Genomic DNA, 22651 nt, shown 5'->3' with positions numbered 1-22651 from the left:
TTCCACTGAAAAGCCCCTGGTGCCTTGCGGCGCCAGGGGCTTTTTCGTGGCGCGGCGGTCAGGCCCGGTCGCGCTCCAGCAGTGGCTTGAGGAAGTGCCCGGTGTGCGATTGCGCCATCTCAGCGACTTGCTCCGGCGTGCCGGTGGCGATGATCTGGCCGCCCTTGGAGCCGCCCTCGGGGCCGAGGTCGACCAGCCAGTCGGCCGTCTTGATCACGTCCAGGTTGTGCTCGATCACCACCACGGTATTGCCGTGGTCGCGCAGACGATGCAGTACGTCGAGCAGTTGCTGGATGTCGGCGAAGTGCAGGCCGGTGGTCGGCTCGTCGAGGATGTACAGGGTCTTGCCGGTATCCCGCTTGGACAGCTCGCGGGACAGCTTGACCCGTTGCGCCTCGCCGCCGGACAGGGTGGTCGCGCTCTGCCCCAGCTTGATGTAGGACAGGCCCACGTCGATCAAGGTCTGTAGCTTGCGTGCCAGTGCCGGGACTGCGTCGAAGAAGACGCGGGCGTCCTCGATGGTCATGTCGAGCACTTCAGTGATGCTCTTGCCCTTGTAGCGGATCTCCAGCGTCTCGCGGTTGTAGCGCTTGCCCTTGCAGACGTCGCAGGGCACGTAGATGTCCGGCAGGAAGTGCATCTCCACCTTGATCACGCCGTCGCCCTGACAGGCTTCGCAGCGGCCGCCCTTGACGTTGAAGGAGAAACGCCCCGGCCCATAGCCGCGCGAACGCGCCTCGGGAACACCGGCGAACAGCTCGCGGATCGGCGTGAAAAGCCCGGTGTAGGTCGCCGGGTTGGAGCGCGGCGTGCGGCCGATCGGGCTCTGGTCGATGTCGACCACCTTGTCCAGGTGTTGCAGGCCGTCGAAGCTGTCGTGGGGCGCGACTTCCAAGGTGGTCGCGCCATTCAGGGCAGTGGCGGTGATCGGGAACAGGGTGTTGTTGATCAGCGTCGATTTGCCCGAGCCGGAGACCCCGGTGATGCAGGTGAACAGGCCGACCGGGATTTCCAGGTTGACGTTCTGCAGGTTGTTGCCACGCGCGCCCTTGAGTTTGAGCAGCCTTTTCTTGTCGCGCGGGGTGCGCTGCGCCGGGACGGCAATCTTCATGCGCCCGGAGAGGTACTTGCCGGTCAGCGAGTCGGGGTGCGCCATCACTTCTGCCGGGGTGCCTTCGGCGACGATCTGCCCGCCATGCACGCCGGCGCCGGGGCCGATGTCGACCACGTAGTCGGCCAGGCGAATGGCATCTTCGTCGTGCTCGACGACGATCACCGTGTTACCCAGATTGCGCAGGTGGGTGAGGGTGCCGAGCAGGCGCTCGTTGTCGCGCTGGTGCAGGCCGATGGAGGGCTCGTCGAGGATGTACATGACGCCCACCAGGCCGGCGCCGATCTGGCTCGCCAGGCGGATGCGCTGGGCTTCGCCGCCGGACAGGGTGTCGGCGCTGCGGTCGAGGGTCAGGTAGTCGAGGCCGACGTTGACCAGGAACTGCAGGCGCTCGCGGATTTCCTTGAGGATCTTCGCCGCGATCTCGCCGCGCCGGCCAGTCAGCGACAGGCCGGCGGCGTAGTCGCAGGCCGCGCCCACGGGCATCGAGGTGACCGCCGGCAGGGTCTTGTCGCCGACCCAGACGTGGCGGGCTTCGCGGCGCAGGCGAGTGCCGTGGCAGTCAGGGCAGGGCTGGGTGCTGAGGAACTTGGCCAGCTCTTCGCGGACGGTCATCGACTCGGTTTCGCGGTAGCGGCGCTCCAGGTTCGGCAGGATGCCCTCGAAGGGGTGGGCACGCTTGACGATGTCGCCGCGATCGTTGAGGTAGCGGAAGTCGACGTTCTCCCGTCCCGAGCCGGACAGAATGATTTTCTGGTGTTCGGCGGAAAGCTCCTCGAAGGGCTCTTCCAGGCTGAAACCATAGTGCTGGGCCAGCGAACCGAGCATCTGGAAGTAATAGACGTTGCGCCGGTCCCAGCCGCGGATGGCGCCCTCGGCCAGGGTCAGTTCGCCGTTGACCACGCGGCGCGCGTCGAAGAATTGCTTCACACCCAGGCCGTCGCAGGTCGGGCAGGCGCCGGCCGGGTTGTTGAAGGAGAACAGCTTGGGTTCCAGCTCGCTGATCGAATGGCCGCAGATCGGGCAGGCGAAACGCGCGGAGAAAATCATCTCCTCGACTTCTTCGCCCTGTTCTTTGTTGTCTTCGTCGGGGAGCGGCGCAACCAGCGCGATACCGTCGGCCAGGTTGATCGCGGTCTCGAAGGATTCGGCCAGGCGCTGTTGCAGGTCGGCGCGCACCTTGAAACGGTCCACCACCACGTCGATGGAGTGCTTCTTCTGCTTGTCCAGCTTGGGCAGTTCGTCCAGTTCGTAGAGCTTGCCGTTGACGCGGGCGCGGACGAAGCCCTGGGCGCGCATTTCCTCGAACACCGCCAGGTGCTCGCCCTTGCGTTCGCGGATCACCGGGGCCAGCAGCATCAGCTTGCGGCCCTCCGGCAGGGCCAGTACCTGGTCGACCATCTGGCTGACGGTCTGTGCTTCCAGCGGGATGTCGTGGTCCGGGCAGCGCGGGATGCCGACCCGCGCGTAGAGCAGGCGCAGGTAGTCGTAGATCTCGGTGATGGTGCCGACCGTGGAGCGCGGGTTATGCGAGGTGGACTTCTGCTCGATGGAGATCGCCGGGGAGAGCCCTTCGATGGTGTCGACGTCGGGCTTTTCCATCATCGAGAGGAACTGCCGGGCATAGGCCGACAGGGACTCCACGTAGCGACGCTGGCCCTCGGCGTAGAGGGTGTCGAAGGCCAGGGACGACTTGCCGGAACCGGACAGGCCGGTGATCACGATCAGCTTGTCGCGTGGCAGGGTCAGGTCGATGTTCTTCAGGTTGTGGGTACGTGCCCCACGGATGAGGATCTTGTCCACAGCGGCCTCGCATGGCGGGCGAAAACCGCTGAGTATACGTTTCCCCGCCGCTACGCGGCAAAGCGCAGCGTCTGTGCCGCTGGGCGGCCAGGCTGCTAGAATGCGCCGCTATTTCAGGCGTTGGCGCCCGCCAGCCATCCGGGAGCGGATGGAAGCGCCATAGCGGGGGCATGATGCGAAGCCCCGCCCCAGTCCAGTATTCCCACGAGGGACTTATGCACGACACCCACACTGAGCGCATGAGTGGCACCGAAACCCGCGCGGCCATCGGCCTCTCGCTGGTCTTCGCGTTCCGCATGCTCGGCATGTTCATGGTTCTGCCGGTGCTCGCCACCTACGGCCAGGATCTCGCCGGTTCGACGCCCGCGCTGATCGGCCTGGCCATCGGCGCCTACGGACTGACCCAGGCCATCCTGCAGATTCCCTTCGGCACGCTTTCCGACCGCATCGGCCGGCGCCCGGTGATCGTCGTCGGCCTGCTGATCTTCGCCGCCGGCGCGGCGCTGGCGGCCAACGCCGACTCCATCTGGGGGGTGATCGCCGGCCGCGTGCTGCAGGGCGCCGGGGCGATCTCGGCGGCGGTCATGGCCATGCTTTCCGACCTGACCCGCGAACAGCACCGCACCAAGGCCATGGCCATGATCGGTATGAGCATCGGCCTGTCCTTCGCCGTGGCCATGGTCGCCGGCCCGGTGCTGACCCACCTGTTCGGTCTGCACGGACTGTTCTGGTTCACCTCGGGCATGGCCCTGGTCGGCTTGCTGCTGATTCTGTTCATGGTGCCGACGCCCGATCGCCGCCTGCAGCATCGCGAGTCCACCGTGGCCAGCAAGGCCCTGCTGCCAACCCTGAAGAACGCCGACCTGCTGCGCCTGGACCTGGGCATCCTGGTCCTGCATGCCATCCTCATGGCCAGCTTCGTCGCCCTGCCGCTGGCCCTGGTCGAGCGCGCCGGGCTGCCCAAGGAGCAGCACTGGTGGGTCTACCTGACCGCCCTGCTGGTGGGCTTCTTCGGCATGGTGCCGTTCATCATCTATGCCGAGAAGAAGCGCCAGATGAAGCGGGTGCTGGCCGGCGCCGTGGCGACCCTGCTGCTCTGCGAACTGTTCTTCTGGGAGTTCGGCTACAGCCTCAAGGAACTGGTGTTCGGCATCGTCGTCTACTTCACCGCGTTCAACCTGCTCGAAGCCTCGCTGCCGTCGCTGGTCAGCAAGGTGTCGCCGGCGGGCGGCAAGGGCACGGCGATGGGCGTGTACTCCACCAGCCAGTTCCTCGGCGCCGCGATGGGCGGCATTCTCGGTGGCTGGATGTTCCAGCATGGCGGCCTCGACGGGGTGTTCATCGGCTGCGCGGCGCTGGCTGCCATCTGGCTGGCGATTGCTGTTACCATGCGCGAGCCGCCCTATGTGACCAGCATCCGCCTGCCTCTATCCTCCGAGGCCCTGCGCGATGCGGAGCTGGCCGAGCGATTCAAGGCGCTGCCCGGTGTGGCAGACGCGATGGTGGTGGCTGAAGAAGCCGCCGCTTATGTCAAAGTGGATACCCAACAAGTGGATCGCACGTCCCTCGAGCGTCTGGCGCAAGCCGAGCCCGTGGCGTGCTGAGCCTTTAGGAGAACGTCATGGCCCGTGGGGTTAACAAAGTCATTCTGGTTGGCAACGTCGGTGGTGACCCGGAAACCCGCTACCTGCCCAACGGCAACGCGGTGACCAACATCACCCTGGCCACCAGCGAGAGCTGGAAGGACAAGCAGACCGGCCAGCAGCAGGAACGTACCGAATGGCACCGCGTGGTGTTCTTCGGCCGCCTGGCGGAAATCGCCGGCGAGTACCTGCGCAAGGGTTCGCAAGTCTACGTCGAAGGCAGCCTGCGCACCCGCAAGTGGCAGGGCCAGGACGGTCAGGACCGTTACACCACCGAGATCGTGGTCGACATCAACGGCAACATGCAACTGCTCGGCGGCCGTCCGGGCGCTGGTGGCGACGATGCCCCGCGCGCTCCGCGTGAGCCGCAGCAGCAGCGCCCGCAGCAGGCTCCGCGTCCGGCGCCGCAGCAGTCGCAAGCCGCTCCGCAGCCGCCGGCGGCCGACTACGACAGCTTCGACGACGATATTCCGTTCTAAGCGTCCGCTGTCGCAGACAAGAGCCCGGCCTCCTTGTGGACGCCGGGCTTTTTCTTGCCCGCGCGCCTGACCCGGCGTGCCAACTTTCCTGCAGTGGCTGCAACAGTCCTTTTCCATACTGGCTGTTTCGTTAGCTAGCTAATTAAGTGAATCTGACTCCGCCTTGATGCAATGCAACAACGGAGAAGAACAGATGAGCGTAACCGTTACTGAACGCGACGAAGAGCATAAATCCCGTGAGTTCCGCGCCCTCGGTCGGCGCTGCTGGGACGTGCACCAGCAGGGCCTGCTGGTGGGCGTGTTCCACAGTGAGCAGGAGGCTCACGCCTACCGCGAGACCCTGGCGCGCGAGGAGAGCCAGCGGCAGGCGCTGGCCGCCGAGCGATTCTGAAACCGCCCTCGACAGGGTGCCCCGAGGCCCCTGTCGAGGCGTCCCGCCAGCCGCCATGTCGGCAATCGACGTATCGGCTCAAGCCCCTTTGCAGATGACGCAGCGCTCCCGCTCGCCGCCCTGGCTCAGCGGTACCAGCGCGGCGTGTAGACCCAGTCGCCGCCCTCCGCGCGCGGGAAGCGCCGGGTCAGCGAGGAGCCGATGATCACCAGGGTGCGCATATCGACCATCGCCGGTTCCAGCTCGCCCAGGGTCAGCACGCGCAGCGCTTCGGCCGGGCGGCCGATGTCGCGGCCGAGGACCACCAGGGTCTCTGCCGCGCGATGCTGGCGCAGCAGTGCCAGGGCGCGGCCGAGTTGCCAGGGGCGCGCCTTGGAGATCGGGTTGTAGAAAGCCATGGCCAGATCGGCGGCGGCGGCGTGTTCGAGGCGTTGCTCGATGACCTCCCAGGGCTTGAGGTTGTCCGACAGCGAGATCAGGCAGAAGTCATGGCCCAGCGGCGCGCCGGCCCGGGCGGCGGCGGCAAGGGCGGCGGAGACGCCCGGCAGCACCTCCAGCTCGACACCATGCCAGTGCGCATCGTCGCTTTCGTGCAGGGCTTCCATCACCGCCGCGGCCATGGCGAACACACCGGGGTCGCCGGAGGAGATCACCACCACCCGCCGCCCGCTGGCGGCCAGCGCGAAGGCGTGACGGGCGCGCTGCATTTCCTCGCGGTTGTCGCTGCAATGGCGCACCTGCTCCGGGCGCAGCGGTTCGGCCATGTTCACGTAGGTTTCGTAGCCGAGCAGATCCTCGGCCTCATCCAGCGCGCGGCGCACGGCGGGGATCATATAGTCGGCGGCGCCGGGACCGAGGCCGACCACGCTCAGCCGGCCGCGCGCCTGGCCGATGCCGTCGGCGTCGGCGGGGCTCGCCGCCAGGCGCAGGCTCAGGCCAGGCGCCGTCAGCTGCGCGGGCGGCAGCTCGGCGTCGTTGTGGATAAAGCGCAGCGGCACGCCGAGTCGCCGGGCCGCGTCGGCCAGCGTGGCATTGCCCATCTGCTGGCGCGGGGCGAGCAGGGCGGCCAGCGCCGCGTGGGCCAGTCCGGCCGCGTCCAGGGCCTGGCGCACGTGCCGCGGCAGGTGTTCGTCCACCTGCTCGGCGCAGGCGAGGACCAGGCGCGGGTGAATCAGCAACTCGCCGGCCACGGCGGCGCCGGCCTGGGCGTCGATGCGCAGCCGGTGTGCTGCGTCCTCGGCCAGCGGCAGCCTGGCATTGGCCAGCCAGGGCGCCTCGCCGTCGATGCGCAGCGACTGGCCGGCGAGCAGGTCGGCGACAAAGCGCTTGCCTTGCTCGAGATCGGCCAGCACATAGCCGGGCGGTGGCTCCAGCAGGCAGGTGCCGAAGCGCAGTTCGCCGCTGGTGGTGATCGCCGCCGCCACCCCCAGTGCCTCGCCGATCTCGCGGGCCAGGCGATTGACCCCGGCCAGGCCGCCGAGCAGCGGCACCACGGCGCTGCCGTCCTCGGCCACGGCCAGCACCGGCGGTTCGGCGCCTTTTTCTTCCAGTACCGGCGCCAGGCTGCGGATGACGATGCCGGCGGCGCACAGGGCGATGATCGGCGTGTTGTCGCGGTAGAGCTGGCGCAGGCAGTCGCCGGCGTTCGCGTAGAGCGCATCGGCGCCCTCGACGCGGCCCTGCAGGCCGAGGATGCGCGCCTGTGGATAACGTTCCTGCACGCGCCGGGCGGTGGCCAGCGCGCTGTTGCCGAGAATGACGATGGCCGCTGCGTTGTCGTTCATCAGCCCTGCCACCGTGCGCCGGGAATCACGATCATCGAGAAGTACGGCGAGGCCATCGGATCGACCTCGTCCAGCGCGACGATGCGCTGCTCGCGCATGGTCGCGCGCTCGACGTAGTGCGCGCCGCCGTCGCGGCCCAGTTCGCGCAGCACGCGGCGCACCTTGTCGAAGTTGCGCCCGAGCTTCATCACCACGGCGGCATCGGCGTCGGCCAGGCGCCGCTTGAGTTCATCCTCCGGCAGCACCCCGGAGAGCACCGAGAGGCTCTGGTTGCGGTACACCAGCGGCACGCCGAGCACCGCCGCGCTGCCGAGCATGGAGCAGACGCCGGGCACCACCTCGCACGGGTAGCGCGTGGCCAGGCGGTCGTGCAGGTACATATAGGAGCCATAGAAGAACGGGTCGCCCTCGCAGATCACCGCGACATCGCGGCCCGCGTCCAGGTGCGCGGCGACCTGCGCGGCGGCGGTGTCGTAGAAGTCGCTGATCAGGGTTTCGTAGTCCAGCGGCGGCGCCAGCTTCTCGGTGGTCACCGGGTACACCAGCGGCAGGCGCTGCTGCTCGGCGCGCAGGTGCTGCTCGATGATGCCGAAGGCGTTACCGCCCTGGCCGGCGTTGTGCTTGGCCTTGGCCACGAAGTAGCCGACCACCGGGGCGGCCTGGAGCAGGCGCAGGGCCTTGAGGGTGATCAGCTCGGGGTCGCCGGGGCCGACACCGAGGCCGAGCAGGCGTCCGCTCATCATTCCACCTCCGTGGCCAGGGCGTTCACCGCGGCGGCGGCCATGGCGCTGCCACCGCGGCGGCCGCGCACGATCACATAGGGTACGCCGCGGCTGTCGGCGGCGAGCAGGTCCTTGGACTCGGCGGCGCCGACGAAGCCCACCGGGAAGCCAAGGATCAGCGCCGGCTTGGGTGCGCCGGCGTCGAGCATCTCCAGCAGGTAGAAGAGCGCGGTGGGCGCGTTGCCGATCACCACCACGCTGCCCTCCAGGTGCTCGCGCCAGTGCTCCAGGGCCACCGCCGAGCGGGTGTTGCCCAGCTCGCGGGCGAGCGCCGGCACGTCCGCGTCGTTGAGCGTGCAGATCACCCGGTTGTCCGCCGGCAGGCGGGCGCGGGTGATGCCCTCGGCGACCATCCGCGCATCGCAGAGAATCGGCGCGCCCTGGGCCAGGGCCGTGCGTCCGGCGCTGCCGGCGCCGGGCGAGAAGCGCAGGTCCTGCACCACGTCGACCATGCCGCAGGCGTGGATCACCCGCACCGCGAGCTTTTCCAGATCGGCGGGGATGCCGCTGAGGTCGGCTTCGGCGCGGATGGTGGCGAAGGATTGGCGATAGATCGCCTGGCCGTCGCGGAGGTAATCAAGCATCGGGTAGGGCTCCAGGGCCACACAGCAGATCGCCGGCGGCATCGAGGGTCAGGTCGCGCGCCAGCAACTGGCCGAAGCCGGGCTGCGCGGGCGCGCGTCGGTAGAGGTGGTAGCGGCCGTCGGCGACGGCCAGCAGGGTCAGCGGCGCGACATGCGCGGCGGCGCAGGAGCGCGGGCAGCCGCACAGGTGCAGGCCGGGCAGCGCGGTGCTCGCGCCCAGGCGCGCGGCCAGGCGCAGCGCGTCGCCCTTGGTGTCGGCCAGGCCGCGGGCGCAGCCGCTGGAACCGCTGCAAGCGATGAGGCGCGCCAGCGGCTCCTCGGCGCGGGTCGCCAGGCCGAGCTGGCGCAGGGCGTCGAGCACGGCAGGCGCCTCGGCGGCGGCGACATTCGGCAGCAGCACGCTTTGCCAGGGCGTCAGGCGCAGGCTGCCGTCGCCGTGGCGTTCGGCCAGCGCGGCGAGGGCGCGCAGCAGGTGGCTGTCGAGGCGGCCGAGGACAAAGGCCGCGCCCACCCGGCACAGCCCCGGCTGGCGCTGTGGCTGGCTGCCGAGATGGGCGAAGGCCGGCACATCGCGGCGCCGCCAGTCGGTCACCGCGCGCTCGCGCCGCAGGGGGAAAGCCAGGCGCTGCTGAAGCCGCTGCAGCAGCGTGTCGGCGGAGTGCTCGGCGAGCAACTGGCGCATGCGCGTCTGCCCGTCGCCGGCCAGCGTGAGAAACAGGTCGAGCAGGGCTTCGACCAGCGCCGGTACCTGCGCCATGGGCACGGCGGCCAGCGCCGGCGCCTCCTCGGCCTGCCGGGGTGGGCAACCGGCCAGGCCGAAGGCGAACAGCGGCGCGGCCTCCGCGCTCATCGCCGCGAGCCAGATATCGTGCGGGTGTTCGAGCATCGCCAGGCCCTCGCCACCGTCCAGGTGCAGGGCGAACTTGGCGGACAGGGCGTGGAAGCGCGGGGTGTCCTGCAACAGGTCGAGCAGGCGTTCGGCCAGCGGCCAGGTATCCAGCGGCGTGTCTGGGTCGAGGCCGGCGGCGGGGCTGAGCAGCAGGTTGCGCACATCGTCGGCGGCGGCCTGGCGTGGGCCGAGCCCGGCGTCGAGCAGTGCGGCGGAGAGCACCGCCTCGGCGCCGGCGCGCACGCCACGGATCTGCAGGTTGGCGCGGTTGGTCGCCTCCAGCACGCCATCGGCGTGGCGCTCCGCGGCAGCGGCGATGGCCCGCGCCTGTGTGGCATCGAGGCGCCCACCGGGCAGCTTGATACGGCAGATGCCGCCGTCGGCCGAGGCGACGATGCGCAGCAACCCCGGACAGGCCGAGGGGCGGACGGAAACGGGCAGGGCAGGGGATCGGGTCTGCACAGGTTCACCAGGGCTAGGCCGCGGTGACCTGCGAATCCCCCGGCGAGGGGATTTCACAACATCGATACACCCCGCTCGATGCTTGCACGCGCGACTGGTTCCGTCGGCAGGTCTCCTGGCTGGCAGGTCATCGTCCCTCGCGGCCTTCCCGGTTGCCCAGTGGCCATGTCGCGCGGACTCTCTGCTTACAGTTGCGGGGGCAGCCGCGCTTGGACGAGTCCCGCGCGTTCCCTCTTCGGCCCCGTAGGGCACCGACGAAGCGGGTATTATGCCCGCTTTGAGCAGCAGCATGAAAAGCCTGCCTGTCGGAATGCCCGGCGGCGGCTGCTCGCATACCACGAGGATTTCCCATGACGCCCTGGCTGACCATCGTCGGCATCGGTGAGGACGGTTACGCCGGCCTCGGCAAGGCCGCCCGCCGGGCCCTGCTGGCAGCCGCCGAGGTGTTCGGCGGCGAGCGCCAACTGGCCCTGCTGCCGTCCTGCATCGGTGCCCGCCGCACTCCCTGGCCGAGCCCCTTCGACCTAGCCCCGCTGCTGACCCGGCGCGGCATGCCGACCTGCCTGCTGGCCAGTGGCGATCCGATGTTCTACGGCATAGGCGCGACCCTCGCGCGGCAACTGGCGGCCGAGGAAATGCGCGTGCTGCCGGCGCCGTCCTCGGTCAGCCTGGCCGCCGCGCGCCTGGGCTGGGCGCTGCAGGACGTCGGCCTGCTGTCGCTGGTCGGGCGGCCGCTGGCGGCGCTCAACGCGCACCTGCATGCGGGCCGCCGCCTGCTGCTGCTGAGCAACGACGGCCAGAGTCCGGCGGCCATCGCCGCGCTGCTGCGCGAGCGCGGTTTCGCGCCGAGCCGGCTGAGCGTGCTGGAACACCTCGGTGGCGAGCGCGAGCGGCGCATCGACGGCCTCGCCGCCGACTGGTCGCTGGCCGAAGCGGCGGCGCTCAACCTGGTGGCCATCGACTGCCGCGCCGGCGCTGACGCGCGGCGCCTGCCGCTGACCGTCGGCCTGCCCGACGCGGCCTACCGCCACGACGGCCAATTGACCAAGCGCGACGTCCGCGCGGTGACCCTGGCGCGGCTGGCGCCGGAGCCCGGCGAACTGCTCTGGGACGTTGGCGCCGGCTGCGGCTCCATCGGCATCGAATGGATGCGCGCGCACCCCAGTTGCCGGGCCATTGCCATCGAAGCCGACGAAGGCCGCCTCGGCCACATCGCGCACAACCGCGACGCCCTCGGCGTGCCGGGCCTGCAACTGGTGGTCGGCCACGCGCCGCAGGCCCTGGAGGGACTGGAAGCGCCAGACGCGATCTTCATCGGCGGCGGCGTCACCGTGCCCGGCGTGCTGGAACGCTGCTGGGCCACCCTCAAGCCCGGCGGCCGCCTGGTGGCCAACGCCGTGACCCTGCAGAGCGAGGCCACCCTGGTCGCCTGGCGCGAGCGCCACGGCGGCGAACTGACCCGCCTGAGCGTCTCCCAGGCGCAGCCCCTGGGCCACTTCGACACCTGGCGCGCGGCGCTGCCGATCACCCTGCTGGAGGTACGCAAGGCATGCACCTGATCGACGGGAGTCGCCGTGCGCGGGCGAAATCCAGGCAGACGAGGTCACGCCATGCGTGAAGAAACCGCCGAACAGCCCAAGCCCCTGCGCAGCGGCTACACCACCGGTAGCTGCGCCACCGCCACCAGCCTGGCGGCGGCGCGCCTGTTGCTCAGCGGCGAAGCCTGCGACGCCGCGCGGATCGCCCTGCCAAAAGCGCGCACGGCGACCCTGCGCCTGGAATTCTGCCGCCTCTGCGAGGGCGGCGCCGAGGCCGGCACGCTGAAGGACGCCGGCGACGATCCCGACGTGACCCACGGCGCCCTGGTCTTCGCCCGCGTGGCCCTGGCCGCCGAGCCGGGCGTGCGCTTCCATGCCGGCGCGGGAGTCGGCCGCGTGACCCGGCCGGGGCTGGTGCTGGCGGTGGGCGAACCGGCGATCAACCCGGTGCCACGGCAGATGATGCGCGACAACCTCGCCGCGCTGGCCTCCGAACAGGGCTACGCCGGCGGCTTCGAGGTGACCATCGGCATCGACGGCGGCGAGGCGCTGGCGCTGAAAACCATGAACCCGCGCCTGGGCATCCTCGGCGGGCTGTCCATCCTCGGCACCACCGGCATCGTCCGGCCGTTCTCCTGCGCGGCCTACATCGCCTCCATCCAGCAGGGCATCGACGTCGCCCGCGCCAACGGCTTCCAGCACCTCGCCGCCTGCACCGGCAACGCCAGCGAAGACGCCATGCGCCAGCGCTACGGCCTCGACGACTGCGCGCTGATCGAGATGGGCGACTTCGCCGGCGCCGCCCTCAAGCACCTGCGCCAGGCGCCGGTGGCGCGCTTCAGCCTCTGCGGCGGGTTCGGCAAGATCAGCAAGCTGGCTGCCGGGCACCTGGACCTGCACAGCCGCCACTCCAGCATCGACCTGCCGCAACTGGCCGCCTGGGCCGCCGAACTCGGCGCCAGCGCCGCGCTGCAACAGGCCATGCGCGAGGCCAACACCAGCCAGCAAGCCCTGGCCCTGTGCCGCGCCGAGGGCATCGCCCTGGGCGACGCCGTCTGCGCCCGCGCCCTGGCGTTCGCCCGGCGCATCGTGCCCGCCGCGGTGCGCCTGGAAGTCTTCGCCATCGACCGCCAGGGCAACCTGGTCGGCGAGGCCCTGGAAGCATGACCCGCATCCTCCTGCTCGGCGGCATCGGCGAAGCCCTGGCCATCGCCCGCCGCCTCGGCCCGCCCCACCTGTACAGCCTGGCCGGCCTCGGCAAGGTGCCGGACGACCTGCGCTGCCAGGTGCGCGTCGGCGGCTACGGCGGCGCCGACGGGCTGGCGCGCTTCATCGGCGAACAGGGCATCGACCTGCTGCTCGACGCCACCCACCCCTACGCCGCGCAGATCAGCCGCAACGCCGCCCGCGCCGCGCAACTCGCCGGCGTGCCCTGCTGGGCGCTGCGCCGTCCCGGCTGGCAGGCCGGCGCCGCCGACGACTGGCGCGAGCTGCCCGACTGGCCGGCGCTGATCGCCGCCCTGGCGGCCTTCCGCCGGCCGCTGTTCACCCTGGGCCGCGAACCGCTGGAACACCTCGACGAAATCCCCGCCCACCAGCACTGGACCGTGCGCTGCCTGCAAAGCCTGCCCGGCAATGCCCGCGCCGACGTGCTCGGCGCGCGCGGCCCCTTCACCCTGGAGGGCGAGCGCGAGCTGTTCCGGCGCCTGCGCAGCGATGTACTGATCAGCAAGAACAGCGGCAGCCAGGCCACCGAGCCGAAGTTGCAAGTGGCCCGCGAACTCGGCCTGCCGGTGTTGATCCTGGCGCGGCCGGAACTGCCCGCCGTGACGCGGGAATTCGCCAGCGTCGAGGCCCTGTGGGCAGCGCTGGCGCCGCTGCTCCGGCGCGGATAGCGCGGCTCAGCCCGGTAGCGCCGGCCACCAGCGCGCGAGCACGCTGCCGCGTTGGCGCAGGCTGGCGTCCTGGGCGCTGAAGCGCGGCAGTTGCTCCAGCGGCACCCAGAGCCCGCCTTGCCATTCCAGCAGACTGACCCGCGTGCCCTCCCAGGCCAGCAGCACCCGCCGCGGCTTGCCGTCGTCCGCCTGGGCCAGGCCGCGCAGGCTGGGGATCACCTCCTGGGTCAGCCAGCGGCGCAGGTGGCGGTTTTCCGGGTGGCGGTAGCGGTAGAAGACGGCATAGGCGCCGGACTCGCTGAGCACCTCGACCGGGCTTTCGCCCTCGCCCTCGCGCAGCCGCACCAGCGCCCGCTGGTCGTCGTCCAGCGCGCGGCCGATGCGCTCCGGGTGGCGATGGCCGATCAGGCGGCAGAAGTCGCTGGCGACGAACCACGGCTGGTCGTCGATCAACAGGGCGCGCAAGGGAAGGTTGAAGCGGAGGAAATGCGTGGGGGTGTGTGCGTCGTGCATGGTGAGGCTCCTATTGGTCGCTATAGAGAGCTGCCACCCACCGTCGCTATTCGAAGGGCGGCAGATCGTGCGGGGTTAGCGAACCGGCCAATAGGACCCGGCAGACCCGAAGGTCTCCCCGCACGACCTGCCATAGAGCATTGCAGTAAAACTGCATGCGTGCGGGGGCCTGCAAAAACGAACGTCGCTTTCGCATGCACCGGTTTGGCGCAATCGCGCCTATTGGTTCGGGTCGCTAAACCCGGCCACGGGATTGACCGTGACCGGCGCAGGATAGGCAGGTCGATAGGGCCGGGCAAGCGGAACGGTCGGAGGAACGCGTACGAATAACGCAACGCGTTATCCGCCATCCCGATCCGTCGGATGGGGTGTGCGCGTCGCGCGATGCCCATCGGCACACGCGCACCGATCCCGCCGCCCCGCGCCGGGTGGCGGCGCTCAGGCCAATTCGGCGAGCAGTTGGAGGGTTTCCGGGTGCTTGTCGAGCAGGCGGATCAGCACGGTCGCCTGGTCATTCGGTGTGGACCGGCTCTGTTCCCAGTTCTTCAGGGTCGCCGGTTTGGTGTGCAGCACTCGGGCGAACACCGGCTGCGACATGTTGAGCTTCTTGCGCACGGCGACGATTTCCTCGGCGCTGGCCGGGACCAGCGGCGGCAGCTCGGCCGGGTGTTCGCGCAGGGTTCGCTTGCCTTGCCGCTGGGCCGCCAGGTCGTCGAAGCCTTCGAGCAGCTCCGCAAAGATATCGCGCTTGGTCATGGGGTTTCTCTCGCGTTGATTTCGGCGTCGAGCAGGGCTTTCAGGCGCCGGCGCTGCTCGTCACTGAGGTCGTCCAGTTCGTCCTTGTCGTACAGGGTGAAGAGCCAGCATTGCGCGCCCCTGTGCCAGTAGTAGTAGATGACGCGCAGGCCACCGCGCTTGCCTTTGCCGCGTCGCGGGTCGGCGAAGCGAATCTTGCGCAGGCCACCCGTGTTGGCGATGACGGCACCGGCTTCAGGGTTTTCCAACAGGATGCGCTGGAGGGCTCTGAAGGCGTCGTCGTCCAGGTACTGCTTGCGGTTGCGCTCGAACGGGGTGAGTTCGATGAAGAGAGCATGCATTTTTGCGTGCGCGAATTGCGTATAGTTTTGGTGCCACCAGTGTGTCTGTCAAGAAATCCGCCGTCCACTGACGGCGCGAGGCATTGGTCCGATGTTCCTGAGTGAATGCTCGGACGGCGCTGCCTAGCGGCACGCCAGCGCCTCGATGGGCTGGTACTCCGCGCCCAGCTCGGCCGCCAGTTGCCGCCCGCGTCCCAGGCGCACCGGGCCGCTTTCGATATCCACCAGCAGCGCCGGGCAGGGCAGTGGCGCCAGGGTGGGCCAGGCGCGCAGGCGGCCGTCGGTGAGGATCAGCAGGCGCTGGCGTTCGCCGGGTTTCTGCCGCTGGCGGCGCGCCAGCCAGTCGGCGGCCTGGCGCAGGGCGTCGGGCAGCGGGGTGCCGCCGCCGGCGCCGAGCTGTTGCAGCCAGGCACGCAGTTCGGCCGAGGCTTTCTGCCCCTGCCATAGCCAGCGCGCCTGCTGGCCGCCGGCGTGCAGCACGGCGAGGCGCGCGCGCTGCCGGTAGGCCTGTTCGAAGAGTTGGCCGAGCAGGCCCTTGGCGCGGCTCAGGGCGCCGTGGCGGCGGGTGCTGGCGGAGGCGTCGACGATCACCAGCCAGAGTTCCTGGGGGCGGGCGCTGCGGGCGCGCAGCAGCAGGTGCTCGCGCTGCGTCGGGCGGCCGCGCAACAGGGTCGCCGGCCAGTCGATACGCGCCTGCGCGCCGTCGCGGCGGGCGCCGCTGCGGCCGCCGGCTGACTGGCCGGGTGTGGGGGTGGCATCCGCGCCTGGGGCCGGGCGCGGGCGGATGCTCAGGGCTTTTTTGGCCAGCCCGGCAGCGCGTGGGGCGCGCCCATGGGCATTGGCTGGGCCGGCAGTTCGCCCCACTGGCCTTGGCCCTGGGCGGGCGCCTGCTCGGGCGCGGCAGCGGGGGGCTGGGTGGCCTGCGAGGCGTCGGGCGCTTCGCCGGGCTGGCGCCGGCGATGGGCGAGGACGAAGGGTTCCAGGGCGGCGATGTCTTCCGCGCCGATGCGTTCGGCGCCGCGCCAGGCGGCGTGCGCGCGGGCGCCCCGCAGCCACACCAGGTCGGCGCGCAGGCCGTCCACGGCGGCGGCGAAGCAGCGTTCGGCGATGGCGTCGAGGGCGGCGTCGTCCAGCGCAATCGCCGGCAGTCGCTGGCGCGCCTGCTGGCAGCGCTGGCGCAGGGCTTGCTGTTCGCCTTGCCAGCGGGCGAGGAAGGCCTGCGGCTCGGCGTCGAAGGCCAGGCGGCGGCGGACGATCTCGGCGCGCGCCCTGGGTTCGGGGGCGCCGCCGAGTTCCACCTTGAGGCCGAAGCGGTCGAGCAACTGCGGGCGCAGTTCGCCTTCCTCGGGGTTCATGGTGCCGATCAGCACGAAGCGCGCCGGGTGGCTGTGCGACAGGCCGTCGCGCTCGACGACGTTCACGCCGCTGGCGGCGACGTCGAGCAGCAGGTCCACCAGGTGGTCGGGCAGCAGGTTCACTTCGTCGACGTAGAGCACGCCGCCATGGGCGTTGGCCAGGATGCCCGGGGAGAACTGCGCGCGGCCTTGGCCGAGGGCGGCGTCGAGGTCGAGGCTGCCGACGATGCGCTCCTCGCTGGCGCCCAGCGGCAGGGTGACGAAGCGCCCGCCGTCGAGCAGGTCGGCGACGCCGCGGGCCAGGGTCGACTTGGCCATGCCGCGCGGCCCCTCGATCAACACCCCGCCGATGGCCGGGTCGATGGCGGCCAGGCACAGCGCCAGTTTCAGCTCATCGGCGGCGACCACGGCGGCGAGGGGGAAGGGCGGGAGCATGGGGCGTTACCTGCGGCATGGAGAGGGGCGAATGGTAGCGAAGCCGGGCGGCCGCGGCGACCGTGGCGGCGGCGCTTGGCGGAAAGGATGATTGAAAGGCCGTCGGCGATGCAGTAAGTTGGCCGGCATCGCAACGGAGATGACCATGTCGTCCAGCCTTTCCCAGCCGTCCCTCGCTCGCCTCGCTGCCTCCGGCGCCGTGGTCGCTCGCGCGCAGGTGCTGGTCGCGGCGGCCGGTTATTTCTTTTATGGGTATTGGTTTAGCCACAGGCGCGCCTGATACCCCACAGGCGCCCTAGCAAGCAGGGTCGCCAACTAGACAGATTCACGAAACCCCGGTCGGCAACCCGACCGGGGTTTTTTGTTTTCCGGCTCACAAGGCCAAACCGTTCAACCGAGGATCGAAACATGACCGCTTACTCCACCTATTACCGTTATTACCGCAACGCTGACTGGCGATTTAGCCGCGCTGTCGCCGCCACCCGAACTCCATCGAATCGAACACCCAGATAGCGCGCCGCGCGCGGTCCTGAGCCGCGCCGGCCAAGGATGCCAGCCATGAATTCTTCCGTTTCCGCCCTGATCCGCCACGACCTGCCGCAGTCCGCCGATGTCCTCGAACTGCAGCGCCCCTCCGCCCGCCGCCATGAACGGCCGTTGCCAAGCCCCGCCGAACTGCGCCAGCACCTGCCGCTGTCCGCCACCCTGGCCGAGCGCGTGCAGCGTGACCGCCAGGCCATCCGCGCCGTGCTCGATGGCCACGACCCGCGCCTGCTGGTGGTGGTCGGTCCCTGTTCCATCCACGATCCGCTTTCCGCCCTCGAATACGCCGACCAGTTGGCCGCGCTGGCGCCGCAGGTGAGCGATCAGTTGCTGCTGGTGATGCGCGCCTACGTCGAGAAGCCGCGCACCACCATCGGCTGGAAGGGGCTGGTCTACGACCCGCAGTTGGATGGCAGCGGCGACATGGCTGGCGGCCTGGCGCTGTCGCGTCGGCTGATGCTGCAGATGATCGAGCGCGGCCTGCCGATCGCCACCGAGCTGCTGCAACCGCTGGCCGCCGGCTACTTCGACGACCTGCTGGGCTGGGCGGCGATCGGCGCGCGTACCAGCGAGTCGCAGGTCCACCGCGAAATGGTCAGCGGCCTGGCGCTGCCGGTGGGCTTCAAGAACGGCACCGATGGCAGCCTCGGCATCGCGTGCGATGCGATGCGCTCGGCGGCGCACCCGCACCAGCATTTCGGCATCGACGCGCAGGGCCGGCCGGCGCTGGTGCAGACCCTCGGCAACCCGGATACCCACCTGGTGCTGCGTGGCGGCCACGACGGCCCCAACTACGACGTGGCCAGCGTGCGCGCCGCCCGCGAAGGGCTGGAGAAACAGGGCATCCCGGCGCGGATCATGGTCGATTGCAGCCACGCCAACAGCAGCAAGGACCCGCTGCGCCAGCCGGCGGTGCTGGCCAGCGTGCTCGACCAGCGCCTGGGCGGCGACCGCTCGCTGCGCGGGGTGATGCTCGAAAGCCACCTGTTCGATGGTTGCCAGCCGCTCAAGGGCGAGCTGCGCTACGGCGTGTCGATCACCGACGGCTGCCTGGGCTGGAACGCCACCCAGGCGCTGCTGCTGGACGCGGCGCAACGCCTGCGCCGGGGCTGAACCCTGCGCGGCAGACCGCATGGGTTTCGCGGGCTCAACCCATCCTACGGGCGAGCGGTTGGGTGGGTAACGCCGCGATATCCATCGCCGTGGTTGGTGCGCGGGCCTCGGGCCGCATGGGTTTCGCAGGCTCAACCCATCCTACGGGCGAGCGGTTGGGTGGGGTAACGCCGCGATATCCATCGCCGTGGTTTGTGCGCGGGCCGCGGGCCGCATGGGTTTCGCGGGCTCAACCCATCCTGCGGGCGAGCGGTTGGGTGGGTAACGCCGCGATATCCATCGCCGTGGTTGGTGCGCGGGCCGCGGGCCGCATGGGTTTCGCGGGCTCAACCCATCCTACGGGCGAGCGGTTGGGGAGGTAACGCCGCGTAGGATGGTGTTGAGCGCAGCGATACCCATCGTTTGGCCCGGGCTTTCGCCGCGCTCGACCCGGCCTAGGTTTCCTCGCTGTCCAGCAGCAGGTCTTCCAGGGCGTCGCGGTATTCGCCCGGTTCTTCCCAGAGGCCGCGCTGTTGCGCTTCCACCAGGCGTTCGGCGATGTCGCGCAGGGCGTCGGGGTTGTGCCGGCGGATGAATTCGCGGGTGTCGTCGTCGAGCAGGTAGGCGTCGGCGAGCAGTTGGTACTGGTGGTCGTCGACCAGTTCGCTGGTGGCGTCGAAGGCGAACAGGTAGTCGACGGTGGCGGCCAGTTCGAAGGCGCCTTTGTAGCCGTGGCGTTTCATCCCGGCGATCCATTTCGGGTTGACCGCGCGGGCGCGGACGACGCGCCCGAGTTCTTCCTTGAGGGTGCGGATGCGCGGGTTGTCCGGCTGGCTGTGGTCGCCGTGGTAGCTGGCGAGCCGTGCCCCTCGCAGCACCTCGGCGGCGGCCAGCATGCCGCCCTGGAATTGGTAGTAGTCGTTGGCGTCGAGGAGGTCGTGCTCGCGGTTGTCCTGGTTCTGCAGCACCGCCTGCAGACCGGCCAGGCGCTGGGCGAAGCGCTCGCGCGCCGGGGTGCCGTCGTCGCTGGCGCCGTAGGCGTAGCCCCCCCAGTTGAGGTAGGCCGTGGCGAGGTCGGCGCGGTTTTCCCAGTGGCGCGCTTCGATGACCCCCTGCACCCCGGCGCCATAGGCCCCGGGCTGGGCGCCGAAGATGCGCCAGCCGGCCTGTCGGCGCGCGCTGTCGGCGTCCAGGCCTTCGCCTTGCAGGCGTTCGCGGTCGGTGCGCACGCGTGCGGCCAGGGGGTTCAGGTCGTCCGGTTCGTCGAGCGCGGCGACCGCCTGCACGGCGGCATCGAACAGGCGGATGAGGTTGGCGAAGGCGTCGCGGAAGAAGCCCGACACGCGCAGGGTGATGTCCACCCGTGGGCGGTCGAGCAGGCTCAGCGGGAGGATTTCGAAGTCTTCCACGCGCTGGCTGCCGGCCTGCCACACCGGCCGCACGCCGAGCAGCGCCAGGGCCTGGGCGATGTCGTCGCCGCCGGTGCGCATGGTCGCCGTGCCCCACACCGAGAGGCCGAGCTGGCGCAGGTGGTCGCCGTGGTCTTGCAGGTGGCGTTCGAGCAGTCGGCTGGCGGACTGGAAGCCCAGACGCCAGGCGGTGGGGGTCGGCAGGTTGCGCACATCGACGGTGAAGAAGTTGCGCCCGGTGGGCAGCACGTCGAGGCGCCCGCGGCTAGGCGCGCCGCTCGGCCCGGCGGGGACGAAGCGGCCGCTGAGGCCGGCGAGTAGCTGGCCGATTTCGTTGGCGCCGCAGCGGTCGAGCAGCGGCGCCACCACCTCGCGGACCTGCTGCAGCACCGCCGCACTGGCCGGTCCGGGCGCCGCGGCGCCGCTGTCGATCAGGCGCAGGGCGAGCAGTTCCAGGCGCTCGCGGGTGTCGCCGTTGCTGCGCCAGGGGTCTTCGCTGAGTTCGGCGAGCAGCGTCGGACGCGGGCCGTGCCAGGGCTCGGCGAAGTTGCAGTCGAGCGGGTCCTGGCCCAGTTGCAGGTCGCGGGCGAGGGCGCGCAGCAGGCTGGCGTTGCCGTCGCGGCCATCGCCGCGCGGAATGCGCACCAGCGACAGCAGGGTGTCGCGGCGCAGCGTGGCGACCGGCGATTCGCCGAACACGTGCAGGCCGTCGCGGATCTGCGATTCCTTGAGGTCGCAGAGGTAGGCGTCGAGCTGCGGCAGCCAACTGTCGGCGTCGTCGTTGAGCGCCAGGCCGAGTTCGCGGTCCAGCGCGGCGGCGCGCACCGCGTCGAGAATCTCCCCGCGCAGTTGGCTGGCGCGCCGTGGGTCGAACAGGCTGGCGTCGTAGTACTCGTCGGCCAGGCGTTCGAGGTCGCGCAGCGCGCCGTAGTTCTCGGCGCGGGTCAGCGGCGGCATCAGGTGGTCGATGATCAGCGCCTGGCTGCGGCGCTTGGCCTGGGCACCTTCGCCGGGGTCGTTGACGATGAACGGGTAGAGGTTCGGCAGCGCGCCGAGGATCGCGTCCGGCCAGCACTCCTCGGAGAGGCCGACGCCCTTGCCGGGCAGCCACTCCAGGTTGCCGTGCTTGCCGACGTGGATCAGCGCGTCGGCGCCGAAAGCCTCGCGCAGCCAGAAATAGAAGGCCAGGTAGCCGTGCGGCGGGACCAGCGCCGGGTCGTGGTAGATGGCCGCCGCGTCGAGCTGGTAGCCGCGCGCCGGCTGGATGCCGACGAAGGTCAGGCCGAAGCGCAGGCCGGCGACCATCATCCGCCCCTGGCGGAACATCGGGTCCTGCGCCGGCTCGCCCCAGCGTTCGCGCACGGCGCGCTGGTTGGCCTCGGGCAGGCGGGCGAAGCAGGCCTGGTAGTGCTCCAGCGCCAGGCTTTGCGCACAGGGGCGCAGGTCGAGGTTGTCGAGGTCGTTGCTGACGCCGCCCAGCAGGCGCTGGATCAGCGCCGTGCCGTCCGCCGGCAGACCGGCCAGCGGATAGCCCTCGGCCTCCAGCGCGCGGAGGATGTTCAGCGCCGCCGCCGGGGTGTCCAGGCCGACGCCGTTGCCGATGCGCCCGTCGCGGGTCGGGTAGTTGGCCAGCACCAGGGCGATGCGCTTGTCGGCGTTGGCCTTGCGCGCCAGCAGAATCCAGCGCCGCGCCAGTTCCGCGACGACGTCCATGCCGGGCAGGTGCGGCAGGTAGCAGACCACGTCGCTCTGGCTGCGCTCGCTGCGCCAGGCCAGGCCCTTGAAGCTGATCGGCCGGGTGATCAGGCGGCCGTCGAGTTCCGGCAGCGCCACGTGCATGGCCAGGTCGCGCGGGCCCAGGCCCTGGGCGCTGGCGCGCCATTGCGCGGTGTTGTCCAGCGAGCAGATGGCTTGCAGCACCGGCACGTCGCGGCGGAACGGGCGGGCCTGCGGGGTCTCCGGGTTGGATTGGGCGAAGCCGGTGGTGTTGATGATCAGCTCGGCGTCGGCAGCGTCGAGCAGCGCTTCCACCTCGGCCAGGCAGGTGGCTTCCTTGAGGCTGGCCACGGCGATCGGCAGCGGGTTGAGGCCCTGTGCCTGGAGACGCTCGCAGAACGTGTCGATGAAGCCGGTGTTCGCCGCTTGCAGGTGGGTGCGGTAGAAGAGCACGGCGGCCACCGGGCTGTCCGCCTGCCAGGCGGCGCGCCAGTGCGCCAGGTCGGCTTGGCCTCGGCGTGGTTGGTAGAGCGCCACGCGCGGCAACGCCTGCGGTTCGCGCCAGGGGTAGGCGCGTCCCAGGCATTGTGTGGCCAGGCTGTCGAACAGTTGCCGGGCATTGTCCAGGCCGCCCTGGCGCAGGTACTGCCAGAAGCGCTCGGCATCCGCTGGCGCGACCGTGCACAGCGCTTGCAGTTCCGGGTCGGGCTTGTCGTCGCCGGGCACCAGGATCAGCGTGGCGCCGCGCTCGCCGAGGGCCACCAGTTGCTCGATGCCGTAGCGCCAGTAGCCGACGCCGCCGTGCACCGAGATCAGGATGACCTTGGCGTGTTGCAGCACCTCATCGACGTAGAGGTCCACCGAGGCGTGGTTCTGCAACTGCATGGGGTTGGCCAGGCGCAGGCTCGGGTAGTCCTCCGGCAGCGCGCGGGCGGCTTCGGCGAGCAGCGCCAGGTGCGAGTCGCCGCTGCAGAGGATGACCAGTTCGGCGGGCGTCTGGGCCAGGTGGGCGATGCCGTCGTCGGGGACGAAGCCGCCGGGTTGGGTGCGCAACAGGTGCATGCGGTGGGCTCTGTGGTTCGGTCAACTGCGTCGGGTGGAGCGCCTGGGATGGCCAGCATTGCCGTCGT

General features: G+C 70.4%; 18 protein-coding genes and 1 riboswitch. Of the genes, 7 read left to right on the top strand and 11 right to left on the bottom strand.

Annotated features, from left to right (window positions below; genetic code table 11):
* Window positions 1–58: 58 nt before the first annotated feature.
* Window positions 59–2914, bottom strand: coding sequence for an excinuclease ABC subunit UvrA (gene uvrA / locus BLQ74_RS07700; RefSeq protein ID WP_090261952.1), 2856 nt, complete (start codon window positions 2912–2914; stop codon window positions 59–61).
* A gap of 215 nt (window positions 2915–3129) precedes the next feature.
* Between uvrA and BLQ74_RS07695 the strand changes: the two genes are divergently transcribed.
* The 3 genes from BLQ74_RS07695 to BLQ74_RS07685 all read left to right on the top strand — a co-directional run bounded on the left by BLQ74_RS07695 (window position 3130) and on the right by BLQ74_RS07685 (window position 5427).
* Window positions 3130–4518 (top strand): MFS transporter, encoded by a 1389-nt coding sequence (locus BLQ74_RS07695; RefSeq protein ID WP_090261951.1) that lies wholly within the window; start codon window positions 3130–3132, stop codon window positions 4516–4518.
* A gap of 17 nt (window positions 4519–4535) precedes the next feature.
* The gene (locus tag BLQ74_RS07690) at window positions 4536–5036 is read left to right on the top strand and encodes a single-stranded DNA-binding protein (RefSeq protein ID WP_090261950.1); all 501 of its coding nucleotides are present in this window, start codon (window positions 4536–4538) and stop codon (window positions 5034–5036) included.
* 193 nt (window positions 5037–5229) lie between these two features.
* Window positions 5230–5427, top strand: coding sequence for a hypothetical protein (locus tag BLQ74_RS07685; protein WP_090261949.1), 198 nt, complete (start codon window positions 5230–5232; stop codon window positions 5425–5427).
* A 125-nt stretch (window positions 5428–5552) separates the two neighbouring features.
* Here the strand turns inward: BLQ74_RS07685 and cobJ are convergent, their stop codons facing one another.
* Genes cobJ through cobG form a run of 4 tightly spaced genes read right to left on the bottom strand, consistent with a single transcriptional unit; the run spans window position 5553 to window position 9928 of the window.
* Window positions 5553–7211 (bottom strand): precorrin-3B C(17)-methyltransferase, encoded by a 1659-nt coding sequence (gene cobJ / locus BLQ74_RS07680; protein ID WP_090261948.1) that lies wholly within the window; start codon window positions 7209–7211, stop codon window positions 5553–5555.
* A complete protein-coding gene (locus tag BLQ74_RS07675; RefSeq protein ID WP_170842777.1) occupies window positions 7211–7954 on the bottom strand; it encodes a precorrin-2 C(20)-methyltransferase in 744 nt (247 codons plus the stop codon). The genes cobJ and BLQ74_RS07675 overlap by 1 nt, the downstream gene beginning before the upstream one ends.
* Complete coding sequence (locus BLQ74_RS07670) at window positions 7951–8577, bottom strand: precorrin-8X methylmutase (RefSeq protein WP_090261946.1); 627 nt, start codon at window positions 8575–8577, stop codon at window positions 7951–7953. The genes BLQ74_RS07675 and BLQ74_RS07670 overlap by 4 nt, the downstream gene beginning before the upstream one ends.
* Complete coding sequence (cobG, locus tag BLQ74_RS07665; protein ID WP_090261945.1) at window positions 8570–9928, bottom strand: precorrin-3B synthase; 1359 nt, start codon at window positions 9926–9928, stop codon at window positions 8570–8572. Before cobG ends, BLQ74_RS07670 begins: the two co-directional genes overlap by 8 nt.
* Window positions 9929–10016: 88 nt before the next feature.
* Window positions 10017–10199: riboswitch (cobalamin riboswitch) on the bottom strand.
* Window positions 10200–10278: 79 nt separating this feature from the next.
* Here cobG and cbiE point away from each other — a divergent pair.
* From cbiE to BLQ74_RS07650, 3 genes are read left to right on the top strand one after another with little or no spacing between them, the layout of a single operon-like run.
* On the top strand, window positions 10279–11487 hold the full coding sequence (gene cbiE / locus BLQ74_RS07660) for a precorrin-6y C5,15-methyltransferase (decarboxylating) subunit CbiE (protein ID WP_090261944.1): 1209 nt from the start codon (window positions 10279–10281) through the stop codon (window positions 11485–11487).
* A gap of 51 nt (window positions 11488–11538) precedes the next feature.
* Window positions 11539–12633, top strand: a complete 1095-nt coding sequence (locus BLQ74_RS07655; protein ID WP_090261943.1) for a cobalt-precorrin-5B (C(1))-methyltransferase — start codon at window positions 11539–11541, stop codon at window positions 12631–12633.
* Window positions 12630–13361, top strand: a complete 732-nt coding sequence (locus tag BLQ74_RS07650) for a cobalt-precorrin-6A reductase (RefSeq protein ID WP_090261942.1) — start codon at window positions 12630–12632, stop codon at window positions 13359–13361. Before BLQ74_RS07655 ends, BLQ74_RS07650 begins: the two co-directional genes overlap by 4 nt.
* A 6-nt stretch (window positions 13362–13367) precedes the next feature.
* Here BLQ74_RS07650 and BLQ74_RS07645 read toward each other — a convergent pair whose 3' ends face one another.
* The 5 genes from BLQ74_RS07645 to BLQ74_RS07625 form a co-directional block, all read right to left on the bottom strand.
* The gene (locus BLQ74_RS07645) at window positions 13368–13874 is read right to left on the bottom strand and encodes a BRO-N domain-containing protein (RefSeq protein ID WP_090261941.1); all 507 of its coding nucleotides are present in this window, start codon (window positions 13872–13874) and stop codon (window positions 13368–13370) included.
* 438 nt (window positions 13875–14312) lie between these two features.
* The gene (locus tag BLQ74_RS07640; RefSeq protein ID WP_090261940.1) at window positions 14313–14630 is read right to left on the bottom strand and encodes a helix-turn-helix domain-containing protein; all 318 of its coding nucleotides are present in this window, start codon (window positions 14628–14630) and stop codon (window positions 14313–14315) included.
* Window positions 14627–14971 carry a type II toxin-antitoxin system RelE/ParE family toxin gene (locus tag BLQ74_RS07635; protein ID WP_090261939.1) on the bottom strand — a complete coding sequence of 115 codons (345 nt, stop codon included), beginning with the start codon at window positions 14969–14971 and terminating at the stop codon, window positions 14627–14629. The genes BLQ74_RS07640 and BLQ74_RS07635 overlap by 4 nt, the downstream gene beginning before the upstream one ends.
* Before the next feature lie 123 nt (window positions 14972–15094).
* Window positions 15095–15778, bottom strand: coding sequence for a vWA domain-containing protein (locus tag BLQ74_RS07630; RefSeq protein WP_425287483.1), 684 nt, complete (start codon window positions 15776–15778; stop codon window positions 15095–15097).
* Window positions 15760–16761, bottom strand: a complete 1002-nt coding sequence (locus BLQ74_RS07625) for a magnesium chelatase ATPase subunit I (protein WP_090261937.1) — start codon at window positions 16759–16761, stop codon at window positions 15760–15762. The genes BLQ74_RS07630 and BLQ74_RS07625 overlap by 19 nt, the downstream gene beginning before the upstream one ends.
* Window positions 16762–17319: 558 nt before the next feature.
* On the opposite strand from BLQ74_RS07625, the gene BLQ74_RS07620 reads away from it, so the two are divergent.
* Window positions 17320–18417, top strand: coding sequence for a 3-deoxy-7-phosphoheptulonate synthase (locus tag BLQ74_RS07620; protein ID WP_090261936.1), 1098 nt, complete (start codon window positions 17320–17322; stop codon window positions 18415–18417).
* Window positions 18418–18851: 434 nt separating this feature from the next.
* Here the strand turns inward: BLQ74_RS07620 and cobN are convergent, their stop codons facing one another.
* A complete protein-coding gene (gene cobN / locus BLQ74_RS07615; protein WP_090261935.1) occupies window positions 18852–22583 on the bottom strand; it encodes a cobaltochelatase subunit CobN in 3732 nt (1243 codons plus the stop codon).
* Window positions 22584–22651: the final 68 nt, after the last annotated feature.

The organism is Pseudomonas panipatensis (assembly GCF_900099785.1).
GTDB classification, from domain to species: Bacteria; Pseudomonadota; Gammaproteobacteria; order Pseudomonadales; family Pseudomonadaceae; genus Pseudomonas; species Pseudomonas panipatensis.
The sequence above is the reverse complement of the archived record's forward strand: the minus strand, read 5'-3'. Positions and strand labels throughout refer to the sequence as shown.

Excerpts from the sequence above, each read along its gene's own strand:
- BLQ74_RS07695 (WP_090261951.1), top strand. The coding sequence starts at position 3,130 with ATGCACGACACCCACACTGAGCGCATGAGTGGCACCGAAACCCGCGCG.
- BLQ74_RS07690 (WP_090261950.1), top strand. The coding sequence starts at position 4,536 with ATGGCCCGTGGGGTTAACAAAGTCATTCTGGTTGGCAACGTCGGTGGT.
- BLQ74_RS07685 (WP_090261949.1), top strand. The coding sequence starts at position 5,230 with ATGAGCGTAACCGTTACTGAACGCGACGAAGAGCATAAATCCCGTGAG.
- cobJ (WP_090261948.1), bottom strand. The coding sequence starts at position 7,211 with ATGAACGACAACGCAGCGGCCATCGTCATTCTCGGCAACAGCGCGCTG.
- BLQ74_RS07675 (WP_170842777.1), bottom strand. The coding sequence starts at position 7,954 with ATGATGAGCGGACGCCTGCTCGGCCTCGGTGTCGGCCCCGGCGACCCC.
- BLQ74_RS07670 (WP_090261946.1), bottom strand. The coding sequence starts at position 8,577 with ATGCTTGATTACCTCCGCGACGGCCAGGCGATCTATCGCCAATCCTTC.
- cbiE (WP_090261944.1), top strand. The coding sequence starts at position 10,279 with ATGACGCCCTGGCTGACCATCGTCGGCATCGGTGAGGACGGTTACGCC.
- BLQ74_RS07655 (WP_090261943.1), top strand. The coding sequence starts at position 11,539 with ATGCGTGAAGAAACCGCCGAACAGCCCAAGCCCCTGCGCAGCGGCTAC.
- BLQ74_RS07650 (WP_090261942.1), top strand. The coding sequence starts at position 12,630 with ATGACCCGCATCCTCCTGCTCGGCGGCATCGGCGAAGCCCTGGCCATC.
- BLQ74_RS07645 (WP_090261941.1), bottom strand. The coding sequence starts at position 13,874 with ATGCACGACGCACACACCCCCACGCATTTCCTCCGCTTCAACCTTCCC.
- BLQ74_RS07640 (WP_090261940.1), bottom strand. The coding sequence starts at position 14,630 with ATGACCAAGCGCGATATCTTTGCGGAGCTGCTCGAAGGCTTCGACGAC.
- BLQ74_RS07635 (WP_090261939.1), bottom strand. The coding sequence starts at position 14,971 with ATGCATGCTCTCTTCATCGAACTCACCCCGTTCGAGCGCAACCGCAAG.
- BLQ74_RS07625 (WP_090261937.1), bottom strand. The coding sequence starts at position 16,761 with ATGCTCCCGCCCTTCCCCCTCGCCGCCGTGGTCGCCGCCGATGAGCTG.
- BLQ74_RS07620 (WP_090261936.1), top strand. The coding sequence starts at position 17,320 with ATGAATTCTTCCGTTTCCGCCCTGATCCGCCACGACCTGCCGCAGTCC.
- cobN (WP_090261935.1), bottom strand. The coding sequence starts at position 22,583 with ATGCACCTGTTGCGCACCCAACCCGGCGGCTTCGTCCCCGACGACGGC.